This window comes from Lichenifustis flavocetrariae (genome assembly GCF_026130545.1).
GTDB classification, from domain to species: domain Bacteria; phylum Pseudomonadota; class Alphaproteobacteria; order Rhizobiales; family Beijerinckiaceae; genus Lichenihabitans; species Lichenihabitans flavocetrariae.
On sequence record NZ_JAMOIM010000052.1, the window covers coordinates 1 to 26,447 of the forward strand.

25 protein-coding genes and 1 pseudogene are annotated in these 26,447 nt (G+C 61.2%); 12 read left to right on the forward strand and 14 right to left on the reverse strand.

Annotation, left to right across the window (positions count from 1 at the left end; translation table 11 throughout):
• Together M8523_RS31835 and M8523_RS31840 are read right to left on the reverse strand one after the other, a co-directional pair.
• The coding region (locus M8523_RS31835; RefSeq protein WP_428351759.1) for a PDC sensor domain-containing protein at positions 1-483 on the reverse strand (483 nt) is incomplete at its 3' end.
• Between the two features lie 151 nt (positions 484-634).
• A pseudogene (locus M8523_RS31840) lies at positions 635-1,048 on the reverse strand (AAA family ATPase); the annotation flags it as partial.
• 546 nt (positions 1,049-1,594) lie between these two features.
• Between M8523_RS31840 and M8523_RS31845 the strand changes: the two are divergent.
• Positions 1,595-3,598, forward strand: coding sequence for a methyl-accepting chemotaxis protein (locus M8523_RS31845; RefSeq protein WP_282588868.1), 2,004 nt, complete (start codon positions 1,595-1,597; stop codon positions 3,596-3,598).
• A gap of 194 nt (positions 3,599-3,792) precedes the next feature.
• Here M8523_RS31845 and M8523_RS31850 read toward each other — a convergent pair whose 3' ends face one another.
• The 3 genes from M8523_RS31850 to M8523_RS31860 all read right to left on the reverse strand — a co-directional run bounded on the left by M8523_RS31850 (position 3,793) and on the right by M8523_RS31860 (position 6,005).
• Entirely contained in the window at positions 3,793-3,978 is a 186-nt protein-coding gene (locus tag M8523_RS31850; protein ID WP_282588869.1) for a hypothetical protein, read from the reverse strand.
• Positions 3,979-4,182: 204 nt separating this feature from the next.
• Entirely contained in the window at positions 4,183-5,445 is a 1,263-nt protein-coding gene (locus M8523_RS31855; RefSeq protein ID WP_282588870.1) for a Y-family DNA polymerase, read from the reverse strand.
• Between the two features lie 5 nt (positions 5,446-5,450).
• Positions 5,451-6,005, reverse strand: a complete 555-nt coding sequence (locus tag M8523_RS31860; RefSeq protein ID WP_282588871.1) for a LexA family protein — start codon at positions 6,003-6,005, stop codon at positions 5,451-5,453.
• 288 nt (positions 6,006-6,293) lie between these two features.
• Between M8523_RS31860 and M8523_RS31865 the strand changes: the two genes are divergently transcribed.
• The 3 genes from M8523_RS31865 to M8523_RS31875 all read left to right on the forward strand — a co-directional run bounded on the left by M8523_RS31865 (position 6,294) and on the right by M8523_RS31875 (position 8,269).
• A complete protein-coding gene (locus M8523_RS31865; RefSeq protein ID WP_282588872.1) occupies positions 6,294-6,521 on the forward strand; it encodes a hypothetical protein in 228 nt (75 codons plus the stop codon).
• 314 nt (positions 6,522-6,835) lie between these two features.
• Positions 6,836-7,768 carry a LysR family transcriptional regulator gene (locus tag M8523_RS31870; RefSeq protein ID WP_282588873.1) on the forward strand — a complete coding sequence of 311 codons (933 nt, stop codon included), beginning with the start codon at positions 6,836-6,838 and terminating at the stop codon, positions 7,766-7,768.
• An 81-nt stretch (positions 7,769-7,849) separates the two neighbouring features.
• Positions 7,850-8,269 (forward strand): hypothetical protein, encoded by a 420-nt coding sequence (locus tag M8523_RS31875; RefSeq protein WP_282588874.1) that lies wholly within the window; start codon positions 7,850-7,852, stop codon positions 8,267-8,269.
• A 75-nt stretch (positions 8,270-8,344) separates the two neighbouring features.
• Here M8523_RS31875 and M8523_RS31880 read toward each other — a convergent pair whose 3' ends face one another.
• The 3 genes from M8523_RS31880 to M8523_RS31890 are packed head-to-tail and all read right to left on the reverse strand — an operon-like array spanning position 8,345 to position 10,941.
• Positions 8,345-9,715 carry an HWE histidine kinase domain-containing protein gene (locus tag M8523_RS31880; protein WP_345894345.1) on the reverse strand — a complete coding sequence of 457 codons (1,371 nt, stop codon included), beginning with the start codon at positions 9,713-9,715 and terminating at the stop codon, positions 8,345-8,347.
• Positions 9,708-10,757, reverse strand: coding sequence for a PAS domain-containing protein (locus M8523_RS31885; RefSeq protein WP_282588875.1), 1,050 nt, complete (start codon positions 10,755-10,757; stop codon positions 9,708-9,710). Before M8523_RS31885 ends, M8523_RS31880 begins: the two co-directional genes overlap by 8 nt.
• Entirely contained in the window at positions 10,738-10,941 is a 204-nt protein-coding gene (locus M8523_RS31890; RefSeq protein ID WP_282588876.1) for a type II toxin-antitoxin system ParD family antitoxin, read from the reverse strand. The genes M8523_RS31885 and M8523_RS31890 overlap by 20 nt, the downstream gene beginning before the upstream one ends.
• Before the next feature lie 160 nt (positions 10,942-11,101).
• Here M8523_RS31890 and M8523_RS31895 point away from each other — a divergent pair, with 160 nt between their 5' ends.
• Positions 11,102-11,866 (forward strand): recombinase family protein, encoded by a 765-nt coding sequence (locus M8523_RS31895; RefSeq protein WP_282588877.1) that lies wholly within the window; start codon positions 11,102-11,104, stop codon positions 11,864-11,866.
• Positions 11,867-12,284: 418 nt separating this feature from the next.
• Positions 12,285-12,941: a choice-of-anchor C family protein gene (locus M8523_RS31900; RefSeq protein WP_282588878.1), complete on the forward strand. Its 657-nt coding sequence runs from the start codon at positions 12,285-12,287 to the stop codon at positions 12,939-12,941.
• Between the two features lie 172 nt (positions 12,942-13,113).
• On the opposite strand, the gene M8523_RS36625 is transcribed toward M8523_RS31900, so the two are convergent.
• Entirely contained in the window at positions 13,114-13,236 is a 123-nt protein-coding gene (locus tag M8523_RS36625) for a hypothetical protein (RefSeq protein WP_345894346.1), read from the reverse strand.
• A gap of 111 nt (positions 13,237-13,347) precedes the next feature.
• Positions 13,348-13,494, reverse strand: a complete 147-nt coding sequence (locus M8523_RS36630) for a recombinase family protein (protein ID WP_345894347.1) — start codon at positions 13,492-13,494, stop codon at positions 13,348-13,350.
• A 161-nt stretch (positions 13,495-13,655) separates the two neighbouring features.
• Here M8523_RS36630 and M8523_RS31910 point away from each other — a divergent pair, with 161 nt between their 5' ends.
• The 4 genes from M8523_RS31910 to M8523_RS31920 all read left to right on the forward strand — a co-directional run bounded on the left by M8523_RS31910 (position 13,656) and on the right by M8523_RS31920 (position 17,087).
• The gene (locus M8523_RS31910; RefSeq protein WP_282588879.1) at positions 13,656-14,423 is read left to right on the forward strand and encodes an EAL domain-containing protein; all 768 of its coding nucleotides are present in this window, start codon (positions 13,656-13,658) and stop codon (positions 14,421-14,423) included.
• Positions 14,424-14,576: 153 nt separating this feature from the next.
• Positions 14,577-14,702 (forward strand): tyrosine-type recombinase/integrase, encoded by a 126-nt coding sequence (locus M8523_RS36960; protein WP_428351769.1) that lies wholly within the window; start codon positions 14,577-14,579, stop codon positions 14,700-14,702.
• Positions 14,703-15,307: 605 nt separating this feature from the next.
• Positions 15,308-16,633, forward strand: coding sequence for a putative bifunctional diguanylate cyclase/phosphodiesterase (locus M8523_RS31915; protein ID WP_282588887.1), 1,326 nt, complete (start codon positions 15,308-15,310; stop codon positions 16,631-16,633).
• Between the two features lie 10 nt (positions 16,634-16,643).
• Positions 16,644-17,087, forward strand: a complete 444-nt coding sequence (locus tag M8523_RS31920) for a BLUF domain-containing protein (RefSeq protein WP_282588880.1) — start codon at positions 16,644-16,646, stop codon at positions 17,085-17,087.
• A gap of 2 nt (positions 17,088-17,089) precedes the next feature.
• Here the strand turns inward: M8523_RS31920 and M8523_RS31925 are convergent, their stop codons facing one another.
• Entirely contained in the window at positions 17,090-18,103 is a 1,014-nt protein-coding gene (locus M8523_RS31925; protein WP_282588881.1) for a 3'-5' exonuclease, read from the reverse strand.
• Between the two features lie 180 nt (positions 18,104-18,283).
• Here M8523_RS31925 and M8523_RS31930 point away from each other — a divergent pair, with 180 nt between their 5' ends.
• Positions 18,284-18,757: a hypothetical protein gene (locus tag M8523_RS31930; protein WP_282588882.1), complete on the forward strand. Its 474-nt coding sequence runs from the start codon at positions 18,284-18,286 to the stop codon at positions 18,755-18,757.
• A 37-nt stretch (positions 18,758-18,794) separates the two neighbouring features.
• Here the strand turns inward: M8523_RS31930 and M8523_RS31935 are convergent, their stop codons facing one another.
• The 3 genes from M8523_RS31935 to M8523_RS31945 all read right to left on the reverse strand — a co-directional run bounded on the left by M8523_RS31935 (position 18,795) and on the right by M8523_RS31945 (position 24,077).
• Positions 18,795-18,962, reverse strand: coding sequence for a hypothetical protein (locus M8523_RS31935; protein WP_282588883.1), 168 nt, complete (start codon positions 18,960-18,962; stop codon positions 18,795-18,797).
• Between the two features lie 520 nt (positions 18,963-19,482).
• Entirely contained in the window at positions 19,483-20,001 is a 519-nt protein-coding gene (locus M8523_RS31940; RefSeq protein WP_282588884.1) for a hypothetical protein, read from the reverse strand.
• A gap of 1,004 nt (positions 20,002-21,005) precedes the next feature.
• Positions 21,006-24,077 (reverse strand): DEAD/DEAH box helicase, encoded by a 3,072-nt coding sequence (locus tag M8523_RS31945; RefSeq protein WP_282588885.1) that lies wholly within the window; start codon positions 24,075-24,077, stop codon positions 21,006-21,008.
• 1,707 nt (positions 24,078-25,784) lie between these two features.
• On the opposite strand from M8523_RS31945, the gene M8523_RS36965 reads away from it, so the two are divergent.
• Entirely contained in the window at positions 25,785-26,153 is a 369-nt protein-coding gene (locus tag M8523_RS36965; protein WP_428351767.1) for a response regulator, read from the forward strand.
• Positions 26,154-26,447: the final 294 nt, after the last annotated feature.

Here is a 26,447-nt window from a genome sequence, read left to right on the forward strand (position 1 = left end):
TGGCTTGCTGACGAATAGGCCAACATCGTTGCCGGTGGTATGGACTTTGAAGTAGTCGCGATCGGCAAAGCAGTCCGGGTGAGGATTCGGCTCTTTCGAACTCGCGCGGACGATACCGTCGCGGTCAAGCACGAGCATCATGCCGATGTCGGCAGCCGATGCGGAGTTGTCGAACATGACGCGCTGTCGGAGAGAGGGGCTTAGGGCTCTGATCTCGTTGTCGTTCCAGCTCGACATCAAGGCTTTAAGGGAAAGGTCGAGGAGTTCGAAGTTGCGGTCGACGTCATGGGCCACGGCCGAGGCGAGATTGCTGGCCGCAAGGGTCACGTCGCGGCCGACGTTCCGTCGTGCTTGCAGGGTGACGAGCCCGAAGATGAGGCAGAGCGCCGCGAGCGTGACACAGGAGATCCCGAGCAGGATGTGCCTCGCCCGGCTTCCCTGCTGTGCTTCAGACCCGACCCACCGTGAGATCCTTGTAAGCACTCGCTTCCTCCCGATTATGGGAGATACGCTGGGCTCGTTTCTTCTGACTGACCTGTGTCGGACAATCCGTGAACAAGGATAGCATTCGGTAAAGCTCCTCAGTAGCCTGTCACGATGCGCCGCTCGGCGGGGTGACCGACGCCCGCTCGAGGAGCGACGTGTGCGGCTCGGCAGCCAGCCGTTCCCGGAGCTCACGTAGCAGGCGGGACTTGCCGATGCCAGCCTCGCCCGAAAGAAGCACCACTTGGCCCTCGCCCTCCTTTGCCCGCTCCCAGCGATCGAGAAGGAGCGCGAGTTCGTGGCTACGGCCGACCAGCGGCGAAAGCCCATGCGCATGCATCGCCTCGAAGCGGTCTTCGGCCAATCCCTCGCCGAGAACCTGATAGGCTGCGACGGCCTCCGCAAAACCTTTGAGGTGCGCCGGGCCGAGATTGCGATAGACGAAAAGGTCGCCAAGGAGGTTTCGTGTCGCCTCGGCGATGACGACGCTTCCTGGGTCGGCTAGCCCCTGCAGCCGAGCCGCCAGATTTGGGGTCTCGCCGACGACCGTCCACTCGCGCGCATCATGGGGTCTGAGTAGCAGCGGAACAGAAAATCTACACAAGCGCCTAACGGTTTGATTTCGTAACAAACCCAGGTTTGATGCGAAGATGGCGGAGCGCTTCGGAACAGCCATTTTCACTCCGAGAAGTTCACGTAAACCTGTCCAACAATCTATCAACAGCTAACCCCTTGGCCAAAAAGCCCTATGTCGGTTTTCTGTTCCGCTGCTACTCACCCCCCATCATCGCTTCCAACGAGCTCCCCGACCACGACCGGACCGGTCGCGATGCCAACCCGGACCAGACGAGCCATTATGGCTTGGAACCGAGCGTCGTGGCTTTCAAGGAGCGATCGACAAATCTTGCCCTGGCGGTCCCTCAAGAATGTGCACCGGACCTGAAGAGCTATGCGTCATCATTGTTAATTCTAATGTCAGGTTTTTGCAGGCAATATCTTGGAAATTCTCGTAATAACAATCCTTTATCTATTTGATCGTAGTTGTTTCCATTGACAGCCTAAGAAGGCTTATTTCGCAAATTTGTTTCCCTTTGGCACCCGCAGGCGGTCAATGACAATTCGTCTAAAGCTCACGCTGATGCTCCTCGCCATCACCGCAACGCTTGTCACCAATTGTTTAACATCGGTGTTTATGGGGCGTGAACAGCATGCGCTATTGGAAACTGCATCCGCGCATATGACGTCCCTGGTTTCGGAGTTCGTGCCGGTCGAAGCCGCGATGCGCGATTTGCAAGTCGACGTCATTCAGGTGCAGCAATTCCTGACAGATGCCTCGGCCACGCACAATCAGGAGAGCTTTACCGACGCGGCCAAATATAGCGAGGATTTTGGCAAGCAGCTTCAAGCTGCACGGGCAGGCCTTGAAAAAATTACAATTCCCGACGCTGCGGATCTTCCCGGTCAGGAGGAACAGGTCAAAGGGATCATCGCACGGCTAGATGCCATGAAGGGTCTTTTCGCGACATTCGACGACTCCGGTATCACCATGGCTCGCACCTATATCGCCAATGGCATGGAAGCGGGCAACAAGCTGATGGACGCGTTCGATCCGCAGTCGACAGCCTTGTTCGATCAAATCGACCAAGCCCTGAAGGCAACGAAGAGCTTCATGAACCAGCAGCGCGCGGTTGTTCGCCAATCCATTGTCGATGCCGACGAGCACGCCAATGTCATGACGACGGCCATCTCCGCCGTTGCCGCACTTGGCTTTCTGATTATCGCGACCTCCTTCGTCTTTGTCCGGAGCGGCGTCAGCTGGCCCCTGACACGCTTGACCGCGCTGATGCACCGCCTCGCCGCAGGCGATTTGACCACCGAAGTGCGCGACACGGAGCGTGGAGACGAGATCGGCCAGATGGCGCGCGCCGTTCAGGTGTTCAAAGACAACAGTCTCGGTCTCAAGCGCGCGGATGCGGAGGCGGTCCGCTTGCAGGCCGAGAGCGAGCAAACCCGCCTTGCCGGTGAGGCGTCGCGCCGAGAGCAGGCCGCCCAGCAGGCCGCTGTCGTCGCGTCACTGGCAGGAGCGCTCGCGGATCTCTCGGCGGGCAAATTGGCCACGCGCATTCTTCATCCGTTCGCATCGGAATACGAGGCACTCAGGCTGGATTTCAATGCCGCGGCAGAAAGCCTCAACACAGCCATACAATCCGTTGCGGGGGTCGGCAGCGGGATCCGCATGGGCGTCGATGAAATCGCCCGCGCCTGCGAAGACCTGTCCCGCCGGACCGAGCAGCAGGCAGCAAACGTCGAAGAGACCGCCGCGGCACTCGACGAGATCACGGCCACCGTCAAGAAAACCGCCGAAAGTTCCGCGCATGCGCGCCACGTCGTAGGTGCCGCAAAGGCGAGCGCCGAACATTCCGGCAGCATCGTTCAGCAAGCCATGCGGGCGATGAGCGGCATCGAGACGTCCTCGGGGCAGATCGGACAGATCATCGGGGTCATCGACGAGATCGCTTTCCAGACCAACCTTCTCGCGCTCAATGCCGGTGTTGAGGCGGCGCGGGCCGGCGAGGCGGGGCGCGGCTTTGCCGTCGTTGCCTCCGAGGTCCGAGCCTTGGCGCAACGCTCCGCCGAAGCGGCAAAGGAGATCAAAGTCCTGATTTCCGCCTCAAGCCAGCAAGTCGAGCAAGGCGTCGATCTTGTCGGGCAGACCGGCAAGGCGCTGGAGCAGATCGTCGGTCAGGTGACGGAGATCAACGGAATTGTCGCCGATATCGCGACCGCGGCCCAGGAGCAGGCAATCGGTCTCACTGAGGTCAATACGGCCATCAACCAGATGGATCAGGTCACGCAGCAGAATGCTGCGATGGTGGAGGAAAGCACTGCGGCCACCCGCACCCTCGCCCAAGACGCCGATGAACTTGCTCATTTGATCGGTCGGTTTGAAGTTGGCCGGGACCGGCCCGCCGTCACCACGTCTTCCGCGCGCCCGTCGAAGCGAAGCCTCGGTTTGGGACAGGACCCAACCCCAATCACCGCGATGAAAACGCGCGGAAGCGGCGGTGCGGCTGTCAAGCTCATGCCGGCTACGGAGGGCTGGCAGGAATTTTGATGCCATAGGCCGATGCAGTGAAGAAGGCGAACTATTGAAGATGTTGAAAGCTATTCGATAAGTATCGAGTCTGAGCGGTGTGATAACGGCCATTATGGCCTGCCTCTGCACCACGGCATCGAGGGACGGGCCTGCCCGTCGAAGTGGCCTGCATCGCAACCTATGGCCGCGACGCGGTTTCCCTTTTGGAATGCTTATCCCCGCACGCGCCGCATCACAACTGCGGCCAGATCGTTCCAGTCCGGCTCTTCCAGCAGACGGAGCAGCCGCTGTGTGTTGGCGTTGAAGGCGCGCATCCGGCTGATAAACATAGCGATGAGACCTGGCCGCAATTCATCGACGGCTCGGGCATGTCGCCCACGATCGAAAGTCTTAAACACAGCCCACGCCCTCCAATCCAGGCGAGAGCGCGTGTCTCTCAGGCGTCGAATGCCGATTGATCATCGACGATCCCCAATAGTAGAGCGGTCTTCTGGACGTGCATACGTTAATTCTCGCAATCGATCCATGAAGGGACGGCCTGCCCGTCGAAGCGGTCCTGCACCGCAGCCCATGGCCGCGACGCGGTTTCCTGTCGTGGATGCCTACACCTGCAACAGGTCTTCCCACGCCGTCGTGTAGCGCGGGCTGACGAAATCGCTCCGCAGCTTCCAGCCGGGTTTCCGCCCCATGGCGGCGAACGTCACCGTGCCCCGCCCATATTTGGCGTTGAGGCTGTCGAGCGCCCGCATCCGGGCAATCGCCCGCGGATCGTCCGGCCGATCGAACAGGCCCCCCTGAACGGTATCGGCCGCCGCGAGGTTCAGCAGCATGACGCCCGCCTTCTTGTATTCGAGGCCAGACCGCCACAGCGCATCGAGCGCCCGCATCGCGGCATGGTTCAGCTTGCCGGTGTCGGCCGACGCCACGGGCAGCGTCACCGACCGCTCGGCCGCGTACTGGCGATCCTGCGGCCTGTGCTTGTCCGTCGTGACGAACACGGTGAGACGGCCGCAGGCGAGGTCCTGGCGCCTCAGCTTCTCAGCCGCGCGCGCCGTGTGCGTCGTCACCGCCTCCTCCATCTCGCGCCGCGTGGTTACACGACGGCCAAACGATCGGGACGCCAGGATCATCTTGCGATCGGGCGGGGCCTCTTCGAGTGAGATGCAGGGGATGCCTTGCAGTTCCAGCACCATCCTTTCCATGACGACGCTCGTGTGCATCCGCACGAACTTCGCGTCCGCTTGGCGAAGATCGAGCGGGTTATTGATGCCGATCGCCTTCAACCGCTCGGCCATTCGGCCGGCAACGCCCCAGAGGTCCGTCAGCTCGACGCGATCGAGGGCCGCTTCCTGCTCGCCCGGTGTCAGCAGCAGCATGACGCCCCCGCTCTCGGGCGTCTTCTTCGCCGTCCGGTTCGCCAGCTTGGCGAGGGTCTTGGTCGGCGCGATCCCGACCGACACGGGGATGCCGGTCCATTGCAGCACCGTCGCCCGGAGATCCCGCCCATGCGCATCGAGGCGGCTCTCGAAGCCGGCCAGGCCGAGGAATGCCTCGTCGATCGAATAGATTTCCAGATCGGGCGAGAAGCCTTCCAGCACCCGCATGACCCGCGCGCTCATATCGCCGTACAGAGTGTAATTGCTCGACCGGACGATGACGCCCTGCGTGTCCACCCGCTTGCGGCAGATGTGCCAGGGCTCGCCCATCTCGATGCCGAGGGCCTTGGCCTCGTTCGAGCGGGCGATGACGCAGCCATCGTTATTGGACAGCACGACCACGGGCTGGCCCCGCAGCTTCGGCTGAAACAGACGCTCGCAGCTCGCGTAGAAATTATTGCAGTCCACCAATGCTATGGGCGCGACCACGGCCCCTAAAACATGCGGATGGCGTGTTTCACGACACCCCACACCTCGAAGGCGGAATCCTCCGGAATGACGATGTCCTTGAAGGCCTTGTTCTCGGCCTGGAGGACGATGCCGCCCGCCTTGACGCGATAGCGCTTGATGGTGAATTCGCCGTCGATCAGCGCCAGCACCACGCAGCCGTTGAAAGGCGACAGGGACCGGTCGACGATCGCGATGTCCCCCGGAAACAGGCCGGCCCCATTCATGCTGTCGCCTGAAATCCGCACCGCGAACGTCGCGGACGGGTTTGAAATCAGCAGCTCGTTGAAGTCAAGCGGACGGTCCAGATAGTCGTCGGCCGGGCTGGGAAAGCCGCAGGCGGCCGGCGACGCCATCAGCGGCACCGTCACGTTGCTTCGCGCCTCGACATTGAAGAAGGCGTTCAGGTCGCCCGGCCTGAGCGACCCTTCGGCGATGCGCCTGGCGATCGTCGCCACCCGCAGCGGCAGCCGCACCACCTTGGTCGGTTCGCCCGGTTTTCGGCCGCCCATGCCCTTGCGGCTCACGGTGTATCTGCTCATCCCTGCCCTCAATTCCTGTTACGGATATTGAACAAAACAGGAACGAACGGCAAGGAAAAAGTTCGGTTTTCCAGTCCTAAAGCGTGTGACCGAGGTCGGGATGCGGCGCCATGCCAGGCGTCAAAGGCGGTTTGTCGACGGAAGGCGGCGCGAACGGCGTCCCGCTGTCGCTCGATCCCGCCATGCGCGTATAATCGTGAGGCTCGCCCGCCTTGAGCGCTAGTACGCGGATCGGGGTGGCTTTGCCTGACCGGATTTCTGGCTCATCTTAGCTCCTTGAGGGCTACGATGCGCCAGAAACCTTCCCTCGAGGACGTCGGCGCCACGGATGTCGTCTCGTGCTTGTGCCGCGTTGCCGCTCGCGTCGGAGACCAATTCCCGGCCCCGCGGAATGGGATCGAACCCAATGCGATAGAGATCGCGGCTCTGCCGGGCGTGCCAGAGAAGGTCCAGCTCATCGGCATGGGCGTGCGCCAATTACATCATGAAACTGCGTTCGACGTGATGGAGCGATGAGGATGAGATGATTCAAGCGAAAATCCTTCGCACCACAGCCTGTCAACTCGGCCCGGAGAAGCATTTTTGCATAGCGAGTATCGAACATTCGATCGCGGCGAATATCCTGACGGCAAGTTTACGTACGCCACGCCCTAAGGTGCAGGTCAGGCAGTGGTTCAGCCAGCATAGAATCCGCTGTTTCGCGGCAAGGGGTTTCTCTCCCGTAGCCGTGTTCATTCGTTCATTCTCGAACCCATCAGGCTTTCTTGAAGAGTGACTAATCTGGAAGGGACCCTACGGCCGCAGCCATCGCTGCTTATTGGAGGATGCAGATGCTGGATTGGGATGACCTGAGATACTTCCTCGCGATCGCACGTCAGGGAAGCCTCTCGGAGGCTGCCAAGCAGTTGCACGTGGCGCAGTCGACGGTAGGGCGCCGCCTCGCATCGTTGGAAACCAGCCTGGGCGTCCGCCTCCTGAACCGGACTCCGGAGGGCTACTTGCCAACCTTGGCCGGCGGCGACGTCCTCAGGCAGGCGGAACGGGTGGAGGCGGAGACGCTCGCGTTGGAGCGGCAAGTGGTGGGACGCGACCTTCGCATGGCAGGCCACGTCCGAGTCACCTGCGCCGAGACGATCGCCAGCAACCTCGTCTCGCCCTGCCTTGGGACACTGCACGAAACGCAGCCCGACATCATGATCGATCTCATTCCAAACCCTAAAGAACTCAGTCTTTCGATGCGCGAGGCGGACATTTCAGTTCGGCTGCGGCAACCCGACCAACATGACCTCGTCGTACGCCGTATCGGCACGCTCGCCTTCGGACTCTACGCTAGTCCCGGCTACCTCGAACGGCACGGAGAATGCGACTACGACGCAGGCTGCGCCGGGCACCGTCTGATCACCCAGTTGGAGGGCATCCAGGACGCGACGCAGACGGACTGGCTGGCCGAACTTGCGCCCCGGGCGCGTGTTGGCATGCAGACAAGCAGCCACGCCGCCGCGCTCGCGGCTGCCAAGCAAGGTGGAGGCTTGGCCAGCCTCGTCCGCTTCTGCGCGGACATCGAACCCGGACTCGTCCGGCTCAAGACCCCCCCACTCCCCTCCCTCATACCGAGCACGGGCATCTGGCTGGTCGTGCACAAGGACAATCGCCAAACACCCCGCATTCGAGCCGCCCTCGATCACATCACGAAGTGGGTCCGACAACGCGGCGACGAACTCGATCCCACGCAGGACGAGCCCGAGCTCGCCCCACGGACATGACGGCGCACAGCCAGACGCGTCGACCAGGACGCGAACATACGACGGCATCGCTCACGGCGTCTCACAGTACAAGATCGACCGATGCAGCAACACAACCACGCCGTCGTGTGGATCAATCAACACGAAGCGAAGGTCTTCCTCTTCAGTGCCGAAGACATGGACAAGGCGGTCCTGCTGGTCACCTATGCGGCGGACGGAGCGGCTTGGAAACTGACGATCTCCGACAACGGCGTCGGAAAGGCCTCTCAAACCGGGAATCTGGGCAGCGGGTTGGGGGGCCATGATCGTCGATTCGCTCGTTCGGCAGTTGGAAGCCATCATGGATGTGCTGAGCGGGAAAAGCGGCGTCAGCGTGTCGATCGTCTCGCCGACCTTCAAGGTGCATTTGCCACAAGCAGCATGAACCGCAACACGACGGACCACATGGAGGCCGTCGAAAGATCGTCCATTCTAGTCCAGGCCAAGGACGTAGAGGCCAAGTCGGAGCGGATCGACGTATAGGTCATCGGCCTGCAAAAGGCCGGCGCGGTACCCCACATTACCTTCGACGTCGCCTGCCGGAATGCTCCGTAGAACTCACGTTGCTAGCCGCGCCTTGCTGGTCCGCAGGACGATGATGACGCCCTCCGACGGCCACTCAACGTCGATCGAGCCGCCGAGTTGGCCTGACACGGCACCGCTCACCAGTCTGCTCCCGTATCCGCCGTTCCCCTTCGGCGGGATGACCTCGGGCCCACCTCGCTCCCTCCAGGTGATCACCGCGTCCTGGACGTCGACAAGGCAGGTGACGTCGAGCGTCCCGGTGGCGGTCGAGAGAGCTCCATACTTGATCGAGTTCGTCGCGAGTTCGTGCACGACGAGGGCCAGTGCTGTGGCGGAGGCATCTCCGATGAGCAACTCGGGCACTGTGAAGTGGACCCGGTCACCGCCAAGTCCGTCACCCGCGTAGGGAGCCAAGAGCATGGCAAGCAGGTCGCCGAGGTGGGCGGCCCTTTTGGGATCGCCTGGGACCGGCCGGACGAGATCGTGCGCGCGGTTGAGGGCGGACAACCTCAGCCGGAGATCCTGCGACATTTCCTTCGAGGTCCTGGTCGACCGTTCGGAAATCATCGTCAGGGCGGACGCAATCGAAAACAGGTTCTTGACCCGATGTCCCATCTCGCCCGCGATCATCTCGCGCGCTTCCTCCGTCATCTTGCGCTCGGTCACGTCGAGGAAGACCCCGAACATCACTCGACCGACGATGCCCTGGTCGTCACCCCGTCCACGTGCCGAGACCCACCGCAACTCCTTGCCGCATAGGATGCGGAATTCGACCTCGTAGGCGCCCAGGACATCCCGCGTCGACGCGAACGCGGCCCTGACCCTGTCGAGGTCCTCCGGATGGATGTTCGCGGACAGGTCGGTGAACGTGACCGGCCCGCTCGGGACTCCCCAAAGCCCGTGGGCACGTTCGTCCATCGAAATCGCGTCGGTATCGACGTTCCAGGACCACAACGCGACTCCCGCCGCGTCGGTGGCGATGCGTAGCCGGTTTGCGTCCCAGACGGCAGGGGGAGCCTTTCGTGACGCTTTACGATCCCCGGCGCTCAGCAACGTCCCAAGGGCGTCGCCCAGCATCGCGCTCTTGAACGGCTTTTGCAGCAGGGGACACCCAGGGTAGGCTTCCCCGAGACCTTTCGGTCCATAACCAGTTGAGAAAACGAAGGGTACTCCCCGGGCCACCAGCGCATCGGCCACGGGATAGCTCTTCTCGCCGTTGAGGTTCACGTCGAGCACCGCCGCGTCAATGTCCTGGGCATCGATGATCGCTAGAGCTTGGTCAACCCGTGCAGCGGGACCGACGACCGCGCACCCGAGCTGTCCCAGCATGTCCTCCAACATCCACGATACCATCACCTCGTCCTCGACGACGAGGATGCGCCGGCCGGACAGATGGTCAGCCATGGCTCACCCACCAGGCCCCTTTCGGGTCTGGCATCACGATTTCGCAAATTACCCCCGTGACCTCGAAGGCGAGGCGCACCTCGCCGTTCAGGTCCTGCGCCAAGCCGCCCTCGATCAGGCGCCGGCCAAATCCCCTGAAAGACGGTGGGGAGACGGGAGGGCCGCCACTCTCGCGCCATTGCAAACGAACCCGATCGCCATTCGGCATGGCTTCGATCCGCCACGATACGTCGATCATCCCGCCGTTGGTGGAGAGCGCGCCGTGGGTCATGGCGTTGGTGGCCAGTTCGTGGAACGCCATCGTCAGGCTCAATGCCTCTTTCGGCTGGAGACGAACCTCGTCCCCTTCCAGCGAGACGCTGGCACGGACGCCCAGGCTCTCCAGCGTCCGGCCGAGGATGTCACGCAGGCAGATCCTGTCCCAGTTCTCTGTGCCGAGGAGGCCGTGGGTCTTTGACATCGCCAGGATGCGTCCCTCGAAGGCGTCGATGGTCCGCTCGTCCGCCATGCCGCGCAACGTTTGCCCGGCGATCGCCAGGACGGTCGCGAGCGTGTTCTGCGTCCGATGGTTCAGCTCGTCCAACAGGAAGCGCAGCCGCTCCTCTTCCCGCTTGTGCGTCGTCACGTCCACGAATGAGGCGAAGTGCTGCACGACCGCGCCCGCGTCATCCCGCACCGGAGTGATGAAGATGGTGACCCAGATCGTGCCGCCGTCTTTATGGTGGAATCGGACCGGCGTTTCGAGGTCACGGCCACCCTGGAACGCCGTCTGGATCTCGGTCAGGGCCTCGGGATCGGTGCCTGGTTGAATGAGAAAATCGAACTTCTGGCCGAGCACTTCCTGCTCGTCGTATCCCGTGAGGTCGAGGAACGCCTGGTTGACGAAGACGATCGGATTGTCGGGCGCCCGGGCATTAGAGAACACCATCGGCATCCGTGTCGTCTCGGCCGCAACGACGAAGGGACCAAGATCCTCTCGGAAGCCCTCGACGTCGGACTCCGCGTCCTTCTGCTCGCCGGACTTATCGGCTTGGTCCGACATGGTCGCCCCTCTCCCCGCCCTGCGGAGGACGGATCGTTTCGAGGGGCTCCTCCCTGTCGAGGAGCCGCAAGGCGGCGCGGACGACCTCGCTCGCCGTGCGATAACGGCCAGCGGCGATGCGCGCGGCCACCGAACGCTTCAGCTCGGGCGTCATCGACACGTTCATGGTCTTGCGTGTCGGCATCGTGCTGTCTCCGTCCGAGGTACTCAGTAGCGCCTGTGTCAAACGTTAGCACAAGTCCTGAACCCAGATCGGACCGAAAATATTCGCTTAGTGGGAATGCGTATTTGCTTGGAAGCCCTACGACGATTGGCGTTCCAGCAATTGACTTACTGTAAGACAAATGCAGATTATTGACGACAACCATCGACTGGCTGAAGTTCTGTCGGCCGCGTCCGATAGGGGATCGTTCAGCGGACGCTTTATTCAACCAAGCACGAGCGTTGCCGAACCACATGAATTGTCGTCTCACAAAGATGGTACGATAAAAGTATCATTGAAGGGAGGTCTATCGTACAATTCGGCCATGACATCGACCCTCTTCGGCTATGCCCGCTGCTCCACCGACAAGCAGGACCTCGCCGCGCAGCAAGCAGCACTCCTCGAACTCGGTGTCGCAACAGACCGGATCTATGTGGATCGAGGCCTGACCGGCACAAACCGCTCGCGCCCTGGGCTCGATCAGGCCCTAGCCGCCGTTCGCGCCGGAGACACCCTCGTCGTGCCAAAGCTCGACAGGCTGGCCCGGTCAGTCCCAGATGCCCGGGCCATCGCCGACTCCCTGATCGCACGCGGGGTCAAGCTGGCCCTCGGGGCGAGCGTCTATGACCCGGTCGATCCGATGGGCAAGATGTTCTTCAACATCCTGGCCACCTTCGCCGAATTCGAAGCTGATCTCATCCGCCTGCGTACCCGTGAAGGTATGGCCATCGCACGTGCCAAGGGAAAGCTGCGCGGCAAGAAGCCCAAGCTGTCCGACAAACAGCAAAAAGAACTGCGCCGGATGCACGACACCGACGATTATTCCATCAGTGACCTTGCCGAGCTGTTCTCGGTTTCGCGGCCCACCGTCTACCGCACGCTCGGGCGACAAGCATCCGCCACGTAGCGTTGCAGAAATCCCGCCACTTATCGTCAAAGTTCACACCGGGCTTTTCAGAAGCGCGCTTTTCCTCTGTTCGGAAAAGGATCGTTTTATGAACATCACTCACAAGTATCTGTTTAGCGAAAGGCTGCAAACACGCGGGCCGTGGCTCTCAAGCCGATCGGCTCTTCAGGGTGCTGTGACCCACGTCAAGCTCGCGTTTCAGCATCCCCGGTAGATCAGCGGATAGCGCAGGTACCGGGAGACTGCCTGCACGATCGGCGGCCCTACCTCGAAGCGGATGCAAAACGCCCGCTTTAACCGACATTGCCCATTTCACTTGCAGTTGATTACAAATCTGTTACCTCTTCAAAGCGGTTGTAAAGAGGTATTTGGAGTAATTGGATTGAATCGCGCATGTTTTACTCTACTGGCTGGTCTCTTGAGCACAGCGGCCGCCCATGCATCTTCAGTCAATCTGATCCAAAACGGAAGTTTTGAGTCAGGGATTGATACTCAATCGACTGGTATAGGATTTGTTACCGTGCCAGGCGGCGACAACTCGTCAATCAATAACTGGACTGTTGGAGGAGATAGTGTCGATTATATCGGGAGCTATTGGCAACCATTCGACGGCGCGCGCAGCATTGACCTGAGCGGAAACAATCCAGGCTCGCTTTCGCAGTCTTTTTCGACTGTCGCAGGTCAGACTTATTCGGTCAGCTTCTATCTGGCTGGAAATCCCGATGGAGCTCCGACCATCAAGCCCGTTTCAGTGACAGTGGCGCCCACCTTCACCACGCTCTCGGTCGAAGACCCAGTTTTCACCTTCGACGTGACCGGGCACAGCCGCACGAACATGGGTTGGGTGAAGGAACAGTTCGACTTTGTCGGCACAGGCGGCAGCGAGACGCTGACGTTCGCCAGCAATACCGGGACTGCGTACGGGCCCGCCTTGGATCTCGTTTCGGTCTCCTCTGTTCCGCTGCCTGCTTCGCTGCCGATGTTTGGCGCTGCTCTCCTGGCGCTTACAGGCTTCAGCTACGGCATGAACCGATGGGTTGCGCCGAAAAGCAGGAAAACTGCGCCGGCGGCTTGATCTCTCTGCGCCTGGATAAACACAGCCGCCCGCGCTCACACCGCGGGCGTTTTTGTTGATCATTTTCCTTTGAAGTGGTCCGTCTGAAAGTATGGTTTTGAACCATGCGAGGCGGACAAATGCCGAAGAAGATCCACAAGCCTACAGCCATTTGAATTCTGGCGGATCGGCTTCAGGCCACCTCTCCTGCCGCCTGCTGCGCCGAAGCGATGCGCTTGGCGATCTTGGCAATCGTCATAGGGCTGCATCCGAACGTAGCGCGGATTTGCGTGTAGCTCGCGCCGGCCTTCAGCATGGCCGCAATCCCGTTGTTGCAGGCGGCGTCCTCTTTGCGGCCTTTGTAAAGGCCGCCGCCTTGGCTCGTGCCGGCCCTTGCGCCTGACGACGGCGGCGATCGTCATAGTCCTTACGCGCCACAGCCGCCAGCACGTCGAGCATCATCCCGTTGATTGGCCCGGAACACGCGGCCCGTGAATTCGTCGCTCGGCTTGGCCAGCATCCAGGATATCGGCAGGTCGAGCGCCACGATGCGCACCTGTCGCTGGTCGATCATGGTGCGCAGCTTCTGCCAGTCCTCGGCCGTCCATCACCGAATGGCGCTGATCACGTTTTGACAACCGTCTTGGACTTCGGATCGCTCGCCTTGTTGGGAATTGAGGATCACTTAACCCGGCTCGGTTCTCATCTCCGCAACATTGAGAGGGTTGTCGGATCATGTCGACCGGGTGCCAGGGATGCCGCAACGGCAGCGGATTCGCAAAGCCCTTCTCCATGGCGTTCCAGCCGATCGTCGACATCTCGTCCGGGAAGGTTTTTGCTCACGAAGCTCTTGTCCGAGGGCCCAACGGGGAGGGGGCGAACACCATCCTCTCAGTCGTGGATCAGACCAACCGCTATTCCTTTGACCAGATGTGCAGGGTCAAGGCAATCGAACTCGCGGCGCGCCTCGGCCTTGCCGACGACGGCGCCTGCCTTTCGATCAATTTCATGCCAAACGCCGTCTACGAACCCCGTGCCTGCATTCGCCTGACGCTGGAGGCGGCGACGCGGACGGGCTTCCCCCTGGATCGGATCATCTTTGAATTCACGGAGAACGAAAAGCTCGACGTCACGCACGTCATGAACATCATGGCGACCTACAAGGAGATCGGCTTTAAGACCGCGATCGACGACTTCGGCGCCGGCAACGCTGGCCTCGTGCTGTTGGCCCGTTATCAGCCAGACATCGTGAAGATCGACATGGACCTGATCCGTGGGATTGACCGAGACCAGGTTAAGCGGTCGATCCTGCGTCACATGCTTCGCCTCCTCGATGAGCTCGGCATTGTGCCCCTTTGTGAGGGTATCGAGACCACTGGGGAGCTGGACGTCCTGCAAGACCTCGGCGTCCGCCTGATCCAGGGCTACCTGCTGGCCAAGCCCGCATTCGAGGCCCTGGCCATCCCCGCGCGGATCGTGCCGCGCATTCAAATGGTGGCGTAAGTCCAGGTCTTCGCGGGTCGGGGAGGGGTCATTCATCTTCGCACGACGTGTGACCCCCATCGCATTTTGAAGACTCTAGTTTTAACAGATGGATAGCCTCGCATATCGTGGGGTCGTTGAGCGGCGCGTTTTTACGCTTCGGCCCGCGCCGGCCTGCCGCCCCTCAACCCGCACATGCTGCGCAACGCATGTGGGTACGCGCTCGCAAACCGCGCTTATGACTTTCGGCTTATCCCCGACTACATCGGACACCGCGACCCGAAACACCTCGTCCTCTAGGTCCGGACCGCCGAACGGCGCTTCGAAGGCCTATGGCGGAGAGAAGTTCAATGGCCATTTCGCACAGCTTCGCGGTCACGGGCCATGTAGATGAAGACAAGCCCACTGGTTGGATCCGTGATGGTCAGCCCGACCGAATGCGAGGCCATTGGGCCGCCACGCGGTGTAACTCGTCAGGTGCCTCGCATAGGACCGACGCACATGAGAATTCAAGCGTTTACCTATCCTTCAGTCGTGCGACGTATACCTTTTCCTTGACCAAGGACTAGTGGATGACGATTGTCGGCAGCCTGAAAGACGTTGTCAGAGCGCGCCAGCCGCGAATTTCTGCGCTTCCGGAAATGGCGGCCGCCGTCCTCATCCTCGATGAAGATCGCAAGGTCGAGTATGTCAACGCGAGCGCCGAAAAGCTGTTCATGCCGGTCGATCCGATCGGCTGCACGCTGTCGGCATTATTCGCCAGTTGTGGCGCGACGGGTGGCGACGAGGTCTTTGTAGCCGTGGACACCAGTGCCGAGCCAGCGCCGATGAGGCTACGGCTCTCCGACGACCGCCTGCTCGATTGCACGCTGCGCTCACTATCGAGTGGCGGCTTCGTTGTGAGCATGGACGATGTCACGACATATGTGCGCAACGCCGAGCTGGCCGAGCGGGATGCCTTGACTGGGCTTGCCAACCGAAAGGCGCTGCGGGATCGCTTGGTGGAACGGCTCGCGAGCGCAGCGCGAACGGGCGACGCAACGGCGGTGCTCTATGTCGATCTCGATCGCTTCAAGGCCGTGAATGACACGCTGGGACATCCCCTCGGCGATGCCCTGCTTCGGAAAGTGGCCGAGCGTTTCAAGAGCGCGCTTCGCGACGGGGACGTGGTGGCGCGCATCGGCGGCGATGAGTTTGCGGTCATCCAGTCCAACGCGCCGCAACCGGCGGCCGCAACAGCGCTGGCGACACGCTTGGTCGATCTGATCAGCCGAGCCTATGCGATCGACGGTCACATGCTGCACATCGGAGCGAGTGTCGGTGTCGCAATCGCACCTGACGACGGCTACGAGCCAGATGTTCTGCTCAAGAATGCGGATCTCGCGCTCTACCGGGCCAAAGCCGAGGGTCGCGGTTGCCACCGGTTCTTCGAGCCAGGAATGGACGAGCGCATGCAGGCGCGGCGATCGATGGAAATCGATTTGCGCCGCGCTTTGGCGCTGAAGCAGCTGGAACTTGTTTACCAGCCGCAGTTCGATCTCGCCTCGAGCGACATAATCGGTTTCGAGGCGCTCATCCGGTGGCATCACCCCACGCGCGGCCTCGTGCCGCCCGAGGAATTCATCCCCTTTGCCGAAGAGATCGGGGTGATCAGCGCGATCGGGGAATGGGTGCTGCGCACGGCGTGCAAGCAAGCTGCCGCCTGGCCAAAGCCGGTCGCAATTGCCGTAAATCTCTCGGCGTTGCAATTCCGCGGTGGCAAGCTCGCCGAAACGGTGATCTCGGCACTCGCGCAATCACAACTGCCGGTGCAGCGCTTGGAACTCGAGATCACGGAAGGTGCACTGCTCAATAACACCGACGATGTTCTGAACGTGCTGAACCGGCTGCGGGAACTCGGAGTTGCCGTGTCGATGGACGATTTCGGAACCGGTTATTCCTCGCTCGGCTACCTGCAAAAGTTTTCGTTCAACAAGATCAAAATCGATCAATGCTTCATTCGTGACATCGACACTCACGCTGACAGGCAGGCAATCTTACGCGCAGTGACCAGCCTTGCAGTGGCACTGCGCATGAAGACGATTGCAGAAGGCGTTGAGACCGAGGCTGAACTTGCCTGCATCCGTGCTGCGGGATGTGACGAGGTGCAAGGTTATCTGACCGGCCGGCCGATGCCTGGAGGGGCCGTCATGGCGCTGCTCGAGCCCGCATGCTCAGCAGAAAATTTCTGAGGAGACCTGGATGCCCGACGATCTCTACCGTCTGGTCTATTACAGCCGCAATACGATTACCGGCGATGCGACAGCGTTGGCGGCGGCCATCACCTCGATCCTGGCCAAGAGCCAAGTCAATAACCAGCGTGTCGGCGTCACCGGCGCGCTGATGTTCAACTCGGGCTGCTTCGCCCAGGTGCTGGAGGGTTCACGTTCTGCGGTCGAGGACGTGTTCGAGCGCATCCAGCAGGACGATCGTCACGGTGATGTTTCGCTATTGGCTTTCGATCCAGCGCCTGCCCGCGCATTCGAGAATTGGTCGATGGGCTTCGTTGGTGCGTCCATTGACGATGCCGCTCGCTATGGCGCTCTCGTGCAGGACAGCGGCTTTGATCCAGCACGCATGACCGGCGAGTCTCTTTTCGAGACGCTGCGAAAGCTGGCGATCGAGGAAGAGTATGCCGCCGCATAGGCTCAAACCGCCTTGTAGCGCTCGCAGGCCGTGATCCGCTGCGCCCGGGGCCGAACCCGCCGCATGTAGATCTCCTGCTCCAGGAAGGCGATCTCAGCCTCATACGCGTCCTCCTCGACCTCGACCCACCAGGATCGGGGCCGGCCCTCTCCACCTCCATCCCACTTGTACCCGCGGCGTTTTAGCTGGTCCTTGAGATCGTAGGGCGCACCCTCGGCCCAGATCCGCACGCGGGTGACCTCGGTCCGGGCCAGAAGATGGCTGAGCGCCGATCCCTGGTCACCGGGAAGGGCCGCAGCCAGAACTTCGAGCAGGGCATGGCAATCATCGACCGCGCGATGTCCATGGTGGAACCAGCCGCACTGCCCGACCAAATAGCCGAGCTTGCTGCCTTCAAAGCCGAAGGTGGCCCATTCCACCTCCTTGACCGAACAGGCCCAAGGTTTGGGCGCAAAGCCGCGCGCCAGCCGTTCGCAGAAGGGTCGATCGAAGCCGGCATTATGCGCAATAACGAGATCAGCCGCCTCGATGAACCCTTCGACCGCATCGATATCGATCGCCTGACCTTCGACCATGGCGTCGGTGATGCCGGTCAGACGCGTGATCTCCGGGCTGATCGGGCACGACGGCTCCTGCAAGGCGCTGAACACGCCCGTGACCTCGATGACGCTGCCCTGCCGGTCATGAACAAACGCCACCATGCCGATCTCGATGATCTCGTCATGCGCGTGGTCGAGGCCGGTGGTTTCGGTATCGACGATCACGGTCAGTTTCTCGCCAGGTGCGAGGGACCGGGGAGACGTCAGCTCGCGCGGCTTCAGGCGACGGAGAACGCGGTAGTCGTCATGCTCCGACAGGAGACGGGCCGCATGCTCCGGCTCGATGACCGGGATGGCACCACGACGGCGGGCTGATCCGGAGCCACGGCGCAGCGATCCCGAGCCCGGTCCAATCCGGGTGTGGGTGGGATGCGCAGGCAAGTCCCCAAACAGATCGAACTGCGGTGTATCGGCCAACCGGTCCGCTCTCCCCTTTCATAGGCACCTAGGCGAGCGTAGCTGCGGCCTCATGAATTGAACAGACGGTTCAGCATGTTGGATCTGGCCGGCACCGCTCGCCGAAACATTCCAGCTAGGAACAACCTATGCTATTCATGATGCTGGACAGAAGTCCGCTCCAGCACCAAGCCTTGAGAAATGAAGCGCACTCTCAGATCGTTCACCGTTGAGATCCGAAGCAGCGGGCGAAAGGAACCTCCAGCTCCCCATAGAACGCTTCAGACGGCCACTTCGCCCGCCAAAGCCGCGTTCGTTCCTGAAGAGGAGGCACCCAAGCCATGGAAGACGGCACGAATTCTCCCGACGCTTGAAATTTCGGAGCCTTCGGCATCTCAAACGCTCGAGGCTTCTGCTGACACCATGCCGCTCGACCAGGAGCATCCCACCCAGCAATGGGCCGAAGATGTCATGGCAGCCGAGCCTGACGAGATCGCATTCGATCTGGTCCTCGAGGATGACGAACTCACCCCCGATACCACGCCGGTCACGCTACTCAGGCATCATTGGGCTCGTAACGAAGAACTGCCGCGGCAGGCGTTCCGTCGCTCGGAACGCTGGAAACATCGGTTGCCAAAAGTGATGCAACAGCGGGCCGGCAAACGAGCCCAGTAGCTCCTGGAGCGCGACCGATTCAAATCTGCAACGCCTGTCACAATGACCGTGCCGTCGCGACGGCATCAGCGACTGTCGTGAAGGACAGCACCAAGGACAGCAACGGGTCGAGCTGCAGCACCGCGCCATATCCGGCATACCAGGCTGCCGCCCGGCCGTTCTTGGCATCGATCAGCATGCTGACGCCACCGACCTCCTGAGCCAACCGGTCCGCTCTCCTTCAGGCTGGACAGGAGCACGCGCGTAATCGCCTCGGCACGGCTTGAACAGATCAAGGCCTGCAGGGGACCCATCCAGGTCGGTCGAAATGCACGCGGGCTCCTACGCGCACTCAAGGTGCACAGGTGTGATCGCAACAATCGCAGCATTTCGCGTCAAAGCGCAACGTTTGGCGTGGAACGTGGCCGCAGGTCGGGCTTCGCCAACGCAATCGGCACTTCAGTGCGTAAGGTGTGACCGGACCTAATTTGTTGCCTTTCTGCAGCCTTCCAGTTGCCCTTGTGGCCCTGTGTTGCCCTTCTTCGCCGAACGATCAATCCTGCCACATCGACTGCGCTGCTCCAGACAAACTCTTGCGCTTTCTGACGGGTCACTCAGCCCGTCCGAGCCGGTTATGATCGTGGAACCCATCGGGTTCCAGCCAGCAGCACGCCTATGCGCGCGTAGGACATTGAAACTGAGCTGCAACTGAAACCGCCTTTCGCTCCGATCGGGTGGCATCACCTTCACATCTTGAACCCTGGGCTGAGTTTCCGGACGGCGAGCAGCAAGTGAGCGTTGCACCTGCTCTCGGCGGCCTCGATCCTGGTCATGTGCCGGTCATAGGTCGCTTGGTGCATCCCCTTCGGTTTGAAGATCGGATCGCCAATGCCGCCTTGCCCATCAAGACGCTCACGCAGTCGGAACGCGCGTGTCAGCGCACGATCGCGGGGTGACTCCCGCTGCAATCGGTATCCGAGCCGATAAGCCTCGCGAGATGCGAAGATTGTGGCTCCCGCTGGCAGGTGAAGATGGGCGACCCGGTTACCCGTTCGGGGACACACGAACCACCAGCGCCAACCCCCGAAGGGCTGCGGTGTGGCTACGATATTGATCCAGTAATCCGAGGTATGTGTCTCGCCTGTCCGGCGCGTCGTCACATAGTGCAACCGGAGCCGACCATGATCTTCGGCCAAATTGGCTTCGAAGCCCATCGTCGCGGTTGTCGCGCCCGTGATGGAGTTGGTCCAGGACAGCGTACCCAAACCATGATGCTTTGGTCGAAGGACGCCGTCGCGCATAAGCTTGCCGATTTTGAGGGTCAGGCTGCCCTCGACTGTAGGTCTGCCGCCCGACCTGCCGCTGTTACTGCCTCCCAATTCGATCTCCGCATATTCCTAAATTTTGTGGCAAGATACTCAAAAATCAAAGCCAAACCAGGGCCGACAGAGCTCTTTCCGGATATATTTCAGTACGTTGTGCTTTGAATGACTTTGATTTGAATTGAATGGGTTTGAGCACCTGAAATCAAGCGCCTGCCTTGTCAAATTTCCACGAAGACGACGGGTGACGATTCCTCGCAGGGAGAGACCGAGGTCCTTTTCGGTTTTGTAGAACCGTTTTTCGCAGATCGCCAACGCGTCGGAATATGGGGACAAGGCAACTCTGCTACGACAAGATCATTTTTTTACCAGTATAGTCTGGCCGCTCGCGTTCTCGAAGCTTGATGCCGCCTGGGTCTGCTCGGAGGTTCCCGCTAGATGGGGTCAAGTCTTTACGGCATGAGCTTGCGGCGGTCTTTTTAGGATCTTGTCCCTGCCGCGCGGGATCGTGACGGATGTCATTGTTCTGAGATGAAGGTTCTATGGGCTTGCAGACGCCTCTTCCGAAGTTCTGAACCAAACTAGCGGACCCTGGTGAGCCCATTCCATTCCGCGCCTGTACGATGAGCCGGGCAACCCCCGGAGGGTGAAAGGACCGTTTTTGACCGTCATCGGGATGGTGACCTGACCGGTTATGAGATGGAGGAGCGCCCGAAAATGCTCCTGGCAGGGGAACGGGGACAACGTTCCAGCTCTGTAGGATGCAGGGCAAGGCGGACCGAGTATGCGAGGCTGATTCAGCCTTCCCTTTCACTGAGGGCTTCCGGGTTATCGGGAGGCAGAAAGGGCGGGAGCTATGTTCAGAGACAGAATGCGCTTTCGTTGTGTCCGTACACCTATGCCTATGTGTCATCCAACAAACGTTGTGATCGGCGATCCTGGTCAGCTCAACCCACCAGCTCGTACCCGGCCCGCTCTCCGAGGCGTGATTCCAGCCATTGTCGGGGATCGGGGATCACGCGCGGGTCGAACCGTCCCTGTCGCCACTTTTGGCGCTCGCCGAGCCGCTGGTACTGGAACGCACACGGTGCCCAATCCCTATATAGAGACTCTATTATAGGGTTTAGGCACCGTGTGGACTCGGCCCGCCACTTCCTGGCTGCCATCTCAGTGGGCCAGATCTTCGGCCAGCACACGGCCATGTCCGACGGGGAATCGAGCACGACGCCGTCCACAATCATCTCGATTTTATAGCCGGTCGGAACATCGTCCCAGGCTGTCACCTCGTCGACCGTCACGGGCAGGCAGAGGTCGCTCCAGATCTCGATCTGCACCGGGTCAGCCGCCGTCCGGTTCACCGCCCGAGCCCGGCCGATTGCCTGAACCACGCCCGCCTCGCAGATCTGCCATCGCACTGCTTCCGCCGTGGCATCGGGGTGGCGGTCGCACTGGATGGGATATCCGGTACCGTCCGCCATGCGGAACCCAAGCGTCGTCCGATTGTACCAGCGTGGCCCCTTCTCCGGGGTGGCGGTCCGCAGCGGCTCCAGGCCGGTGAGCGCCCCGGCGTATGTCTCCACTTCCAGCACATTCGGCAGGGTGCGGCCGATAACAATCAACAGACCCACGTTCTTGAATTCGTCGAGGCCCGCGATAGCGCCGAAGTGCGCCGTGAAAATGCCACCCGACAGACCAGCCGACTGCAACCAAGTCTCCATTTCGAGCCGACAGATGACGAGGGTGGCACAGCGGCCCGCCTGGACCCACCGATGTAAAATCGCCCGCCGTACCGCCTCCCGATTTCGACCGGCCTCGCTCTTAAGAAGCTTTCCGGTGCTGACCGGGGCGCCGACAACCTGGTGGACGCGAGAATAGGGAGCCTTGGCTTCGATGCTGGCTGTGACCTCGATGTCAGGGATGAATTGGCGCAACACGTCGAGGCTTGGCAGCGTTGCATCGAGGACGAGCATGGGGACGTCAAGCCAGCGCTGCAGCACCTTCTGGCGGCCATGGGTTAGGACCGCGCGCGCCTTGCCATAGCCATCCTCGGTGTTGACCTCAATCAGGGCAAGCAGGCCGGATACAGCGTTCTCATCGTCGCATTCCAAAAGCTCGCGAGCAGCCCGCCATGCGGCTGAAGCCTTGCTGATCCTTCCGGTACCCTGCGCTATCACAGATGCGGCCTCTCGGGCTTTTTTCGGCATGCCGGGATAGAACGTCACACGGCCGCGAAGCTTCCATTCAGCTGCGTTGGCTTGCCCGCACAAGGCCGCATCAATGCCTTCGGCGACGAGATGCTGCCGCTCTACGCCGCCTAAACTTTTCTGCCGACGAAGGGCGGCAACGAGCTGAGAACGCCACGCCGCGATGTCAGCCGCCTCCATCATTTCAAAAACATTGCCCCCCATGTCCGGTGACGCGCCGATCTCGTCGAGTGTGACGCCGCGCTTGGCGATCTTGAGTCCCGATTGCCAGAAGCCCTCGTCGATCACGACGCTCTCGATCTGCCCCAGGCCGGCCGGAGCCGAATAGAGAAGGTCGTGTGCCCCGACCCATACGGCGGGGCTGTCCTGGATTTGCTTCTGGTAGGCGCATGAACCATAGAGCGGGCAGGTGGAGACGACGCGGGTCACCTGGTTCTTGTTCTGGCAGCATGCCGTCGAGACGGTGAGGCCAAGCCGCAAGGCGAGGTCGACGGCTTCGATGTCGAGGCACATCTTCTTTCCGGTACTGGGCATGTCAGAATCGTCGGCGGTACGCCCCCTGAAGGCGCGAGCCGTGATGCCCTCCTGTTCGAACCTGGCCACGACCTCGTCCGCGAGCCGATGGGTCGGGACGAGGTACAAAATGGAGCTGCGGTCCCCCTCGCTGCGCCGCCGCCGGATGTGCGCTGCGACCGCGCACACCGTCTCTCTGGTCTTGCCGGTGCCCGTCGATGCCTGAATTGCCCGATGCCCCGCACCCGCTGCGAAATGCTCCCTAATCGCCACCTCTAGAGCCGCCCGGGCGTCGTCGAGACAAACGGACGTGTCGGGATATGTTGGGTCGACGGGGCGTGTGTCCGCCTCCTGTTCCACCTTGTCCGAAACTTTAGCCCAGACCCGGGCGATCTCCTCGGCGAGGCGGTCATAGGGCTGCAGATACTTGGAGGCGCAACCGTTCGGATAACGTCGAAATACGTCCTCGACGTCAGCCGGAAGCATGCCGGCGCGGATCGCTGCCCGGATCGCCCGGAAGAACTGCACTGATCGGTCGGGCCCCGCTTCCGCCGCCAGGTTTTCGACAGTGTTGCTCGACGTGCCAGATCGTCCGCCCGGGACGTGCCCCGCGGCCTTTTCGGGTGCCGGCAGGAATTCGCGCGCCAGATCGTCGGCAGTCCACGTCGGACCTGTGTCGAACAGGATGCGTGTTGGCGACGTGATGCGCCCGCGCGCCCGCTTCTTTAGATCCGGGAAATTCGGTGTTCCCGGCACCCGGAAGGGCTGCTCCGGCTTGCCTGTCGCACTGTCCGATCCGATGATCCGCCGCATGGCGGCGCCAATCTGACGAGCGTTATCCGGTGTCAGGGCGCGATCGAGCACGAACCAATGATGCCGGTTGCCCGGGCTGCTCTCGATGATCCACGTTGGCTCAACCGGTAACGTCCCAGCCTTACCCTTGTCGCCATCGGAGTCGTCGACCAACGCGAATACCGCGCGCGTCGCGCCGGCCTTGCCTCGACCGCTAGTCCTGGCCTCGACCGTCCGCCCTTCCGTGTAAGTGTTAAATCCGCTTTTGGCCGCCGCAATGGCATCCTCGGTCATGAGGTCGACGTCCCCAATCGCGAACCGCGACGTCATGGTGCCGCCGACGTTTGGGTGGATGCGCACGATCTGAAGCATGCCGGGATCACGGGACCCTTCGAGCGCGTGCGCTGCAGCGGCGTGCAACAAGGCCACAAATTTGCGGACGGCCACCGTGTCGATGACGATATTGGACCGGTGAGGGAAGGCCTTCTCCCGCTCGACATTGGCGGCCAAGTCGTGGATGTCGAGGTCGGATATCTTCAGCTGGGGCCGAGCGCACGGGCGACCCCATCGACCTCGCCGTCGATCGGGTTTGCTAGGAGCTGGAGAAGCTGATCGAGGCGCGGCACGATGAGGGCGAGCGCGCTCAATGTCGCGCCTCCCCACATCCATGGGCTGCGACCGCCGGCGCGAGCTGGAAGCGGGCTTGGAGCCCTTCAGCTTGCAGAGTGGCGTGGCTGCGGGTCGCGCGCTGATTGTCGCCCGCCTGTCAGCTAACGACGTTTTGAGAGCCCGCACCCGGTGACACGGGGCAGGTTTTCTGTTTTCAGGCATGTTTGGAGGGCCTTTGCTTTGAAGGCGATTACTTCACGAACGATTTCTTCGAGCAGAGCTGGTCGCGAGGCGCAGCGGATTGGCGTGCGCGTGGCGGCGGCTTCAATAGTGCCCAAGGCTTCAGGCAGAGAGCGTGTCCTAGGTAATCTCTTTTACCGCGGTCCTTAACTGGCGTACGACCGCCGGACCTTGCCCAACTCCGCAGTGAACAGGCCCGTTCGATAGAGCCCGTTGGGCCTGCCTCTTGGGGCACCGCCACAGGCGCCATGCATTCTGCCGCGTGCGTCGCCAGTCAGCACTCACGCAACAACGTCCAGGACGCGGACATAAAAATAGCGCCGAGGAATATCCTGGCGCTCTTGTTGTAGAATACCTGTTCTTTGCATGTTGCGTGACAGGTGACAAGGGACAGGGCGACAGCCAGTCCGGTGCTTCGGCCACAGAGACCCTACCCACCAACATCTTCCGTCGCATTCGTGTAGCCGCTGGCTTCGAATTAGAGGCGCGGGCTGTGGATCATACGGCCGGCACCGACTTGAGGGCAGCGCCACCTCAACCGCGACGATCGTCGAAAGAGCAGAGGAAAGCCTTCCATCGTGACCGTCCTCGTGCAGCGGAACGCTCTCCCCCTAAACCGCGCAATCAATTAAACTCCTCCAACGTGGCGGCCCGTCAGAGCCGACAGGGGCGATAAATGGTTTTGACCTTCGACGTGCACAAAGCTCGAAACGGCGATTTCTCCGTCCGAGATCCCCAAAGTGGTCGGATCTTGATCTTCAATGGCGTCGTTCAGTCAGGTCTGTCTGAGCGTGAGGCCCGGGCGGCCTACGAATTGTTGGATCCGATCGCGTTCGGGCCACCGAAAATGGCTCGGCCGCAAGCTCGACGGCAGCTCACGTGAGGCCACAATCCTTTGCGCAAGCAGTCGCGAACCGGAGCGCCTCGTTCAGAATGTTTTGACTGCCTTCAGAGTGGTAGTCACGGCCCGAGCGTGCATCGTCGATCTTCAATTCGCGCTGGCCCGAGGGCGATGAAATAACTTCGAACTTGAAGTGGTCGCCGTCGTCGTTCTGGATTTCGACCCGGTGTGCGCTGTGGGAGCAAAGAGCGAAAGCCATCCTGTGCTCCGAACGAGGCAGGTTGCTGATTCACCTATGTTAAACCACAAGGTACGAAATTGTTTCGACAAGTTGTCGCAGGACTCAAGGCTTTTGGCTGGTCGTAGCCTTGATTGTGAAAGCGGCCGCCTCGGCATGATCACCACTTGGTGATCACAACGGCTGCAGCGCTTATGGTTGGCGAAACCATTGTTTAACCGTCCAGGACGCAGATGTGCTCTCCCCGAGGCCGTACGCCGCCTAGCTGGTACGTGACGACGAGATGCGGATGGAGCGAGCCGTCGAAGAGCAGAGTAAGCGCCGCGTGGTTCTCGTTGTCGACGATGAGCCGTCCCTGTGCCTTTTAGCAGCCGAACTGTTCACCGAAGCCGGGTGCGAAGTCGTAAGCGCCTCCAGCGGAACAGAGGCGCTTGCCACACTTGAAGAACGCTCCGATGTCTCGCTCCTTTTTACCGACTGCCGCATGCCACTGATGAGTGGGACAGATTTGGCACGGACAGCGTCGGAGCGCTGGCCCAACCTTCGGATTGTCTTGTCGACAGGGTTTCAGGATCGATTGCTGCCTGAGTGGCCGATGGTCTGGAAGCCGTACTCGGTTCGCACAATCGAGCGAGTGGTGGACCGAACCTTCGCGTAAGCCGGAGGCCACGTGTCCAGCGCCCTCATCCTTTTTTGGAGTGCAGAATCCCCCCTCCGCATCGGGCAGCCCGCCGCCCCAAGCGCGTCGTCAGTGAGCTCGGGAGGCTTGGCCGTCGGCGATCACGTCGCATAGCCAGGCGCCTGGCCCACTCCTAATCTCGATGTTTTGGGGCTCGGGGCTTTGCGATGACTGCTGTCGATCTCACCGTGCCGGCGTAATTACCCAGGCCATTTGGAGGCTGGTCAGGCGCTGACGGTCTGGAGAATGACCTGAAAGGCGTTGGTGCCGGGC

Excerpts from the sequence above, each read along its gene's own strand:
- M8523_RS31875 (WP_282588874.1), top strand. The coding sequence starts at position 7,850 with ATGCAGCAACACAACCACGCCGTCGTGTGGATCAATCAACACGAAGCG.
- M8523_RS31845 (WP_282588868.1), top strand. The coding sequence starts at position 1,595 with ATGACAATTCGTCTAAAGCTCACGCTGATGCTCCTCGCCATCACCGCA.
- M8523_RS31880 (WP_345894345.1), bottom strand. The coding sequence starts at position 9,715 with ATGGCTGACCATCTGTCCGGCCGGCGCATCCTCGTCGTCGAGGACGAG.
- M8523_RS31870 (WP_282588873.1), top strand. The coding sequence starts at position 6,836 with ATGCTGGATTGGGATGACCTGAGATACTTCCTCGCGATCGCACGTCAG.
- M8523_RS31865 (WP_282588872.1), top strand. The coding sequence starts at position 6,294 with ATGCGCCAGAAACCTTCCCTCGAGGACGTCGGCGCCACGGATGTCGTC.
- M8523_RS31885 (WP_282588875.1), bottom strand. The coding sequence starts at position 10,757 with ATGTCGGACCAAGCCGATAAGTCCGGCGAGCAGAAGGACGCGGAGTCC.
- M8523_RS31860 (WP_282588871.1), bottom strand. The coding sequence starts at position 6,005 with ATGAGCAGATACACCGTGAGCCGCAAGGGCATGGGCGGCCGAAAACCG.
- M8523_RS36965 (WP_428351767.1), top strand. The coding sequence starts at position 25,785 with ATGGAGCGAGCCGTCGAAGAGCAGAGTAAGCGCCGCGTGGTTCTCGTT.
- M8523_RS31895 (WP_282588877.1), top strand. The coding sequence starts at position 11,102 with ATGCAGATTATTGACGACAACCATCGACTGGCTGAAGTTCTGTCGGCC.
- M8523_RS31890 (WP_282588876.1), bottom strand. The coding sequence starts at position 10,941 with ATGCCGACACGCAAGACCATGAACGTGTCGATGACGCCCGAGCTGAAG.
- M8523_RS31910 (WP_282588879.1), top strand. The coding sequence starts at position 13,656 with ATGTCGACCGGGTGCCAGGGATGCCGCAACGGCAGCGGATTCGCAAAG.
- M8523_RS31920 (WP_282588880.1), top strand. The coding sequence starts at position 16,644 with ATGCCCGACGATCTCTACCGTCTGGTCTATTACAGCCGCAATACGATT.
- M8523_RS31915 (WP_282588887.1), top strand. The coding sequence starts at position 15,308 with ATGGACGATGTCACGACATATGTGCGCAACGCCGAGCTGGCCGAGCGG.
- M8523_RS36630 (WP_345894347.1), bottom strand. The coding sequence starts at position 13,494 with ATGATCGACCAGCGACAGGTGCGCATCGTGGCGCTCGACCTGCCGATA.
- M8523_RS36625 (WP_345894346.1), bottom strand. The coding sequence starts at position 13,236 with ATGCTGAAGGCCGGCGCGAGCTACACGCAAATCCGCGCTACGTTCGGA.
- M8523_RS31930 (WP_282588882.1), top strand. The coding sequence starts at position 18,284 with ATGAAGCGCACTCTCAGATCGTTCACCGTTGAGATCCGAAGCAGCGGG.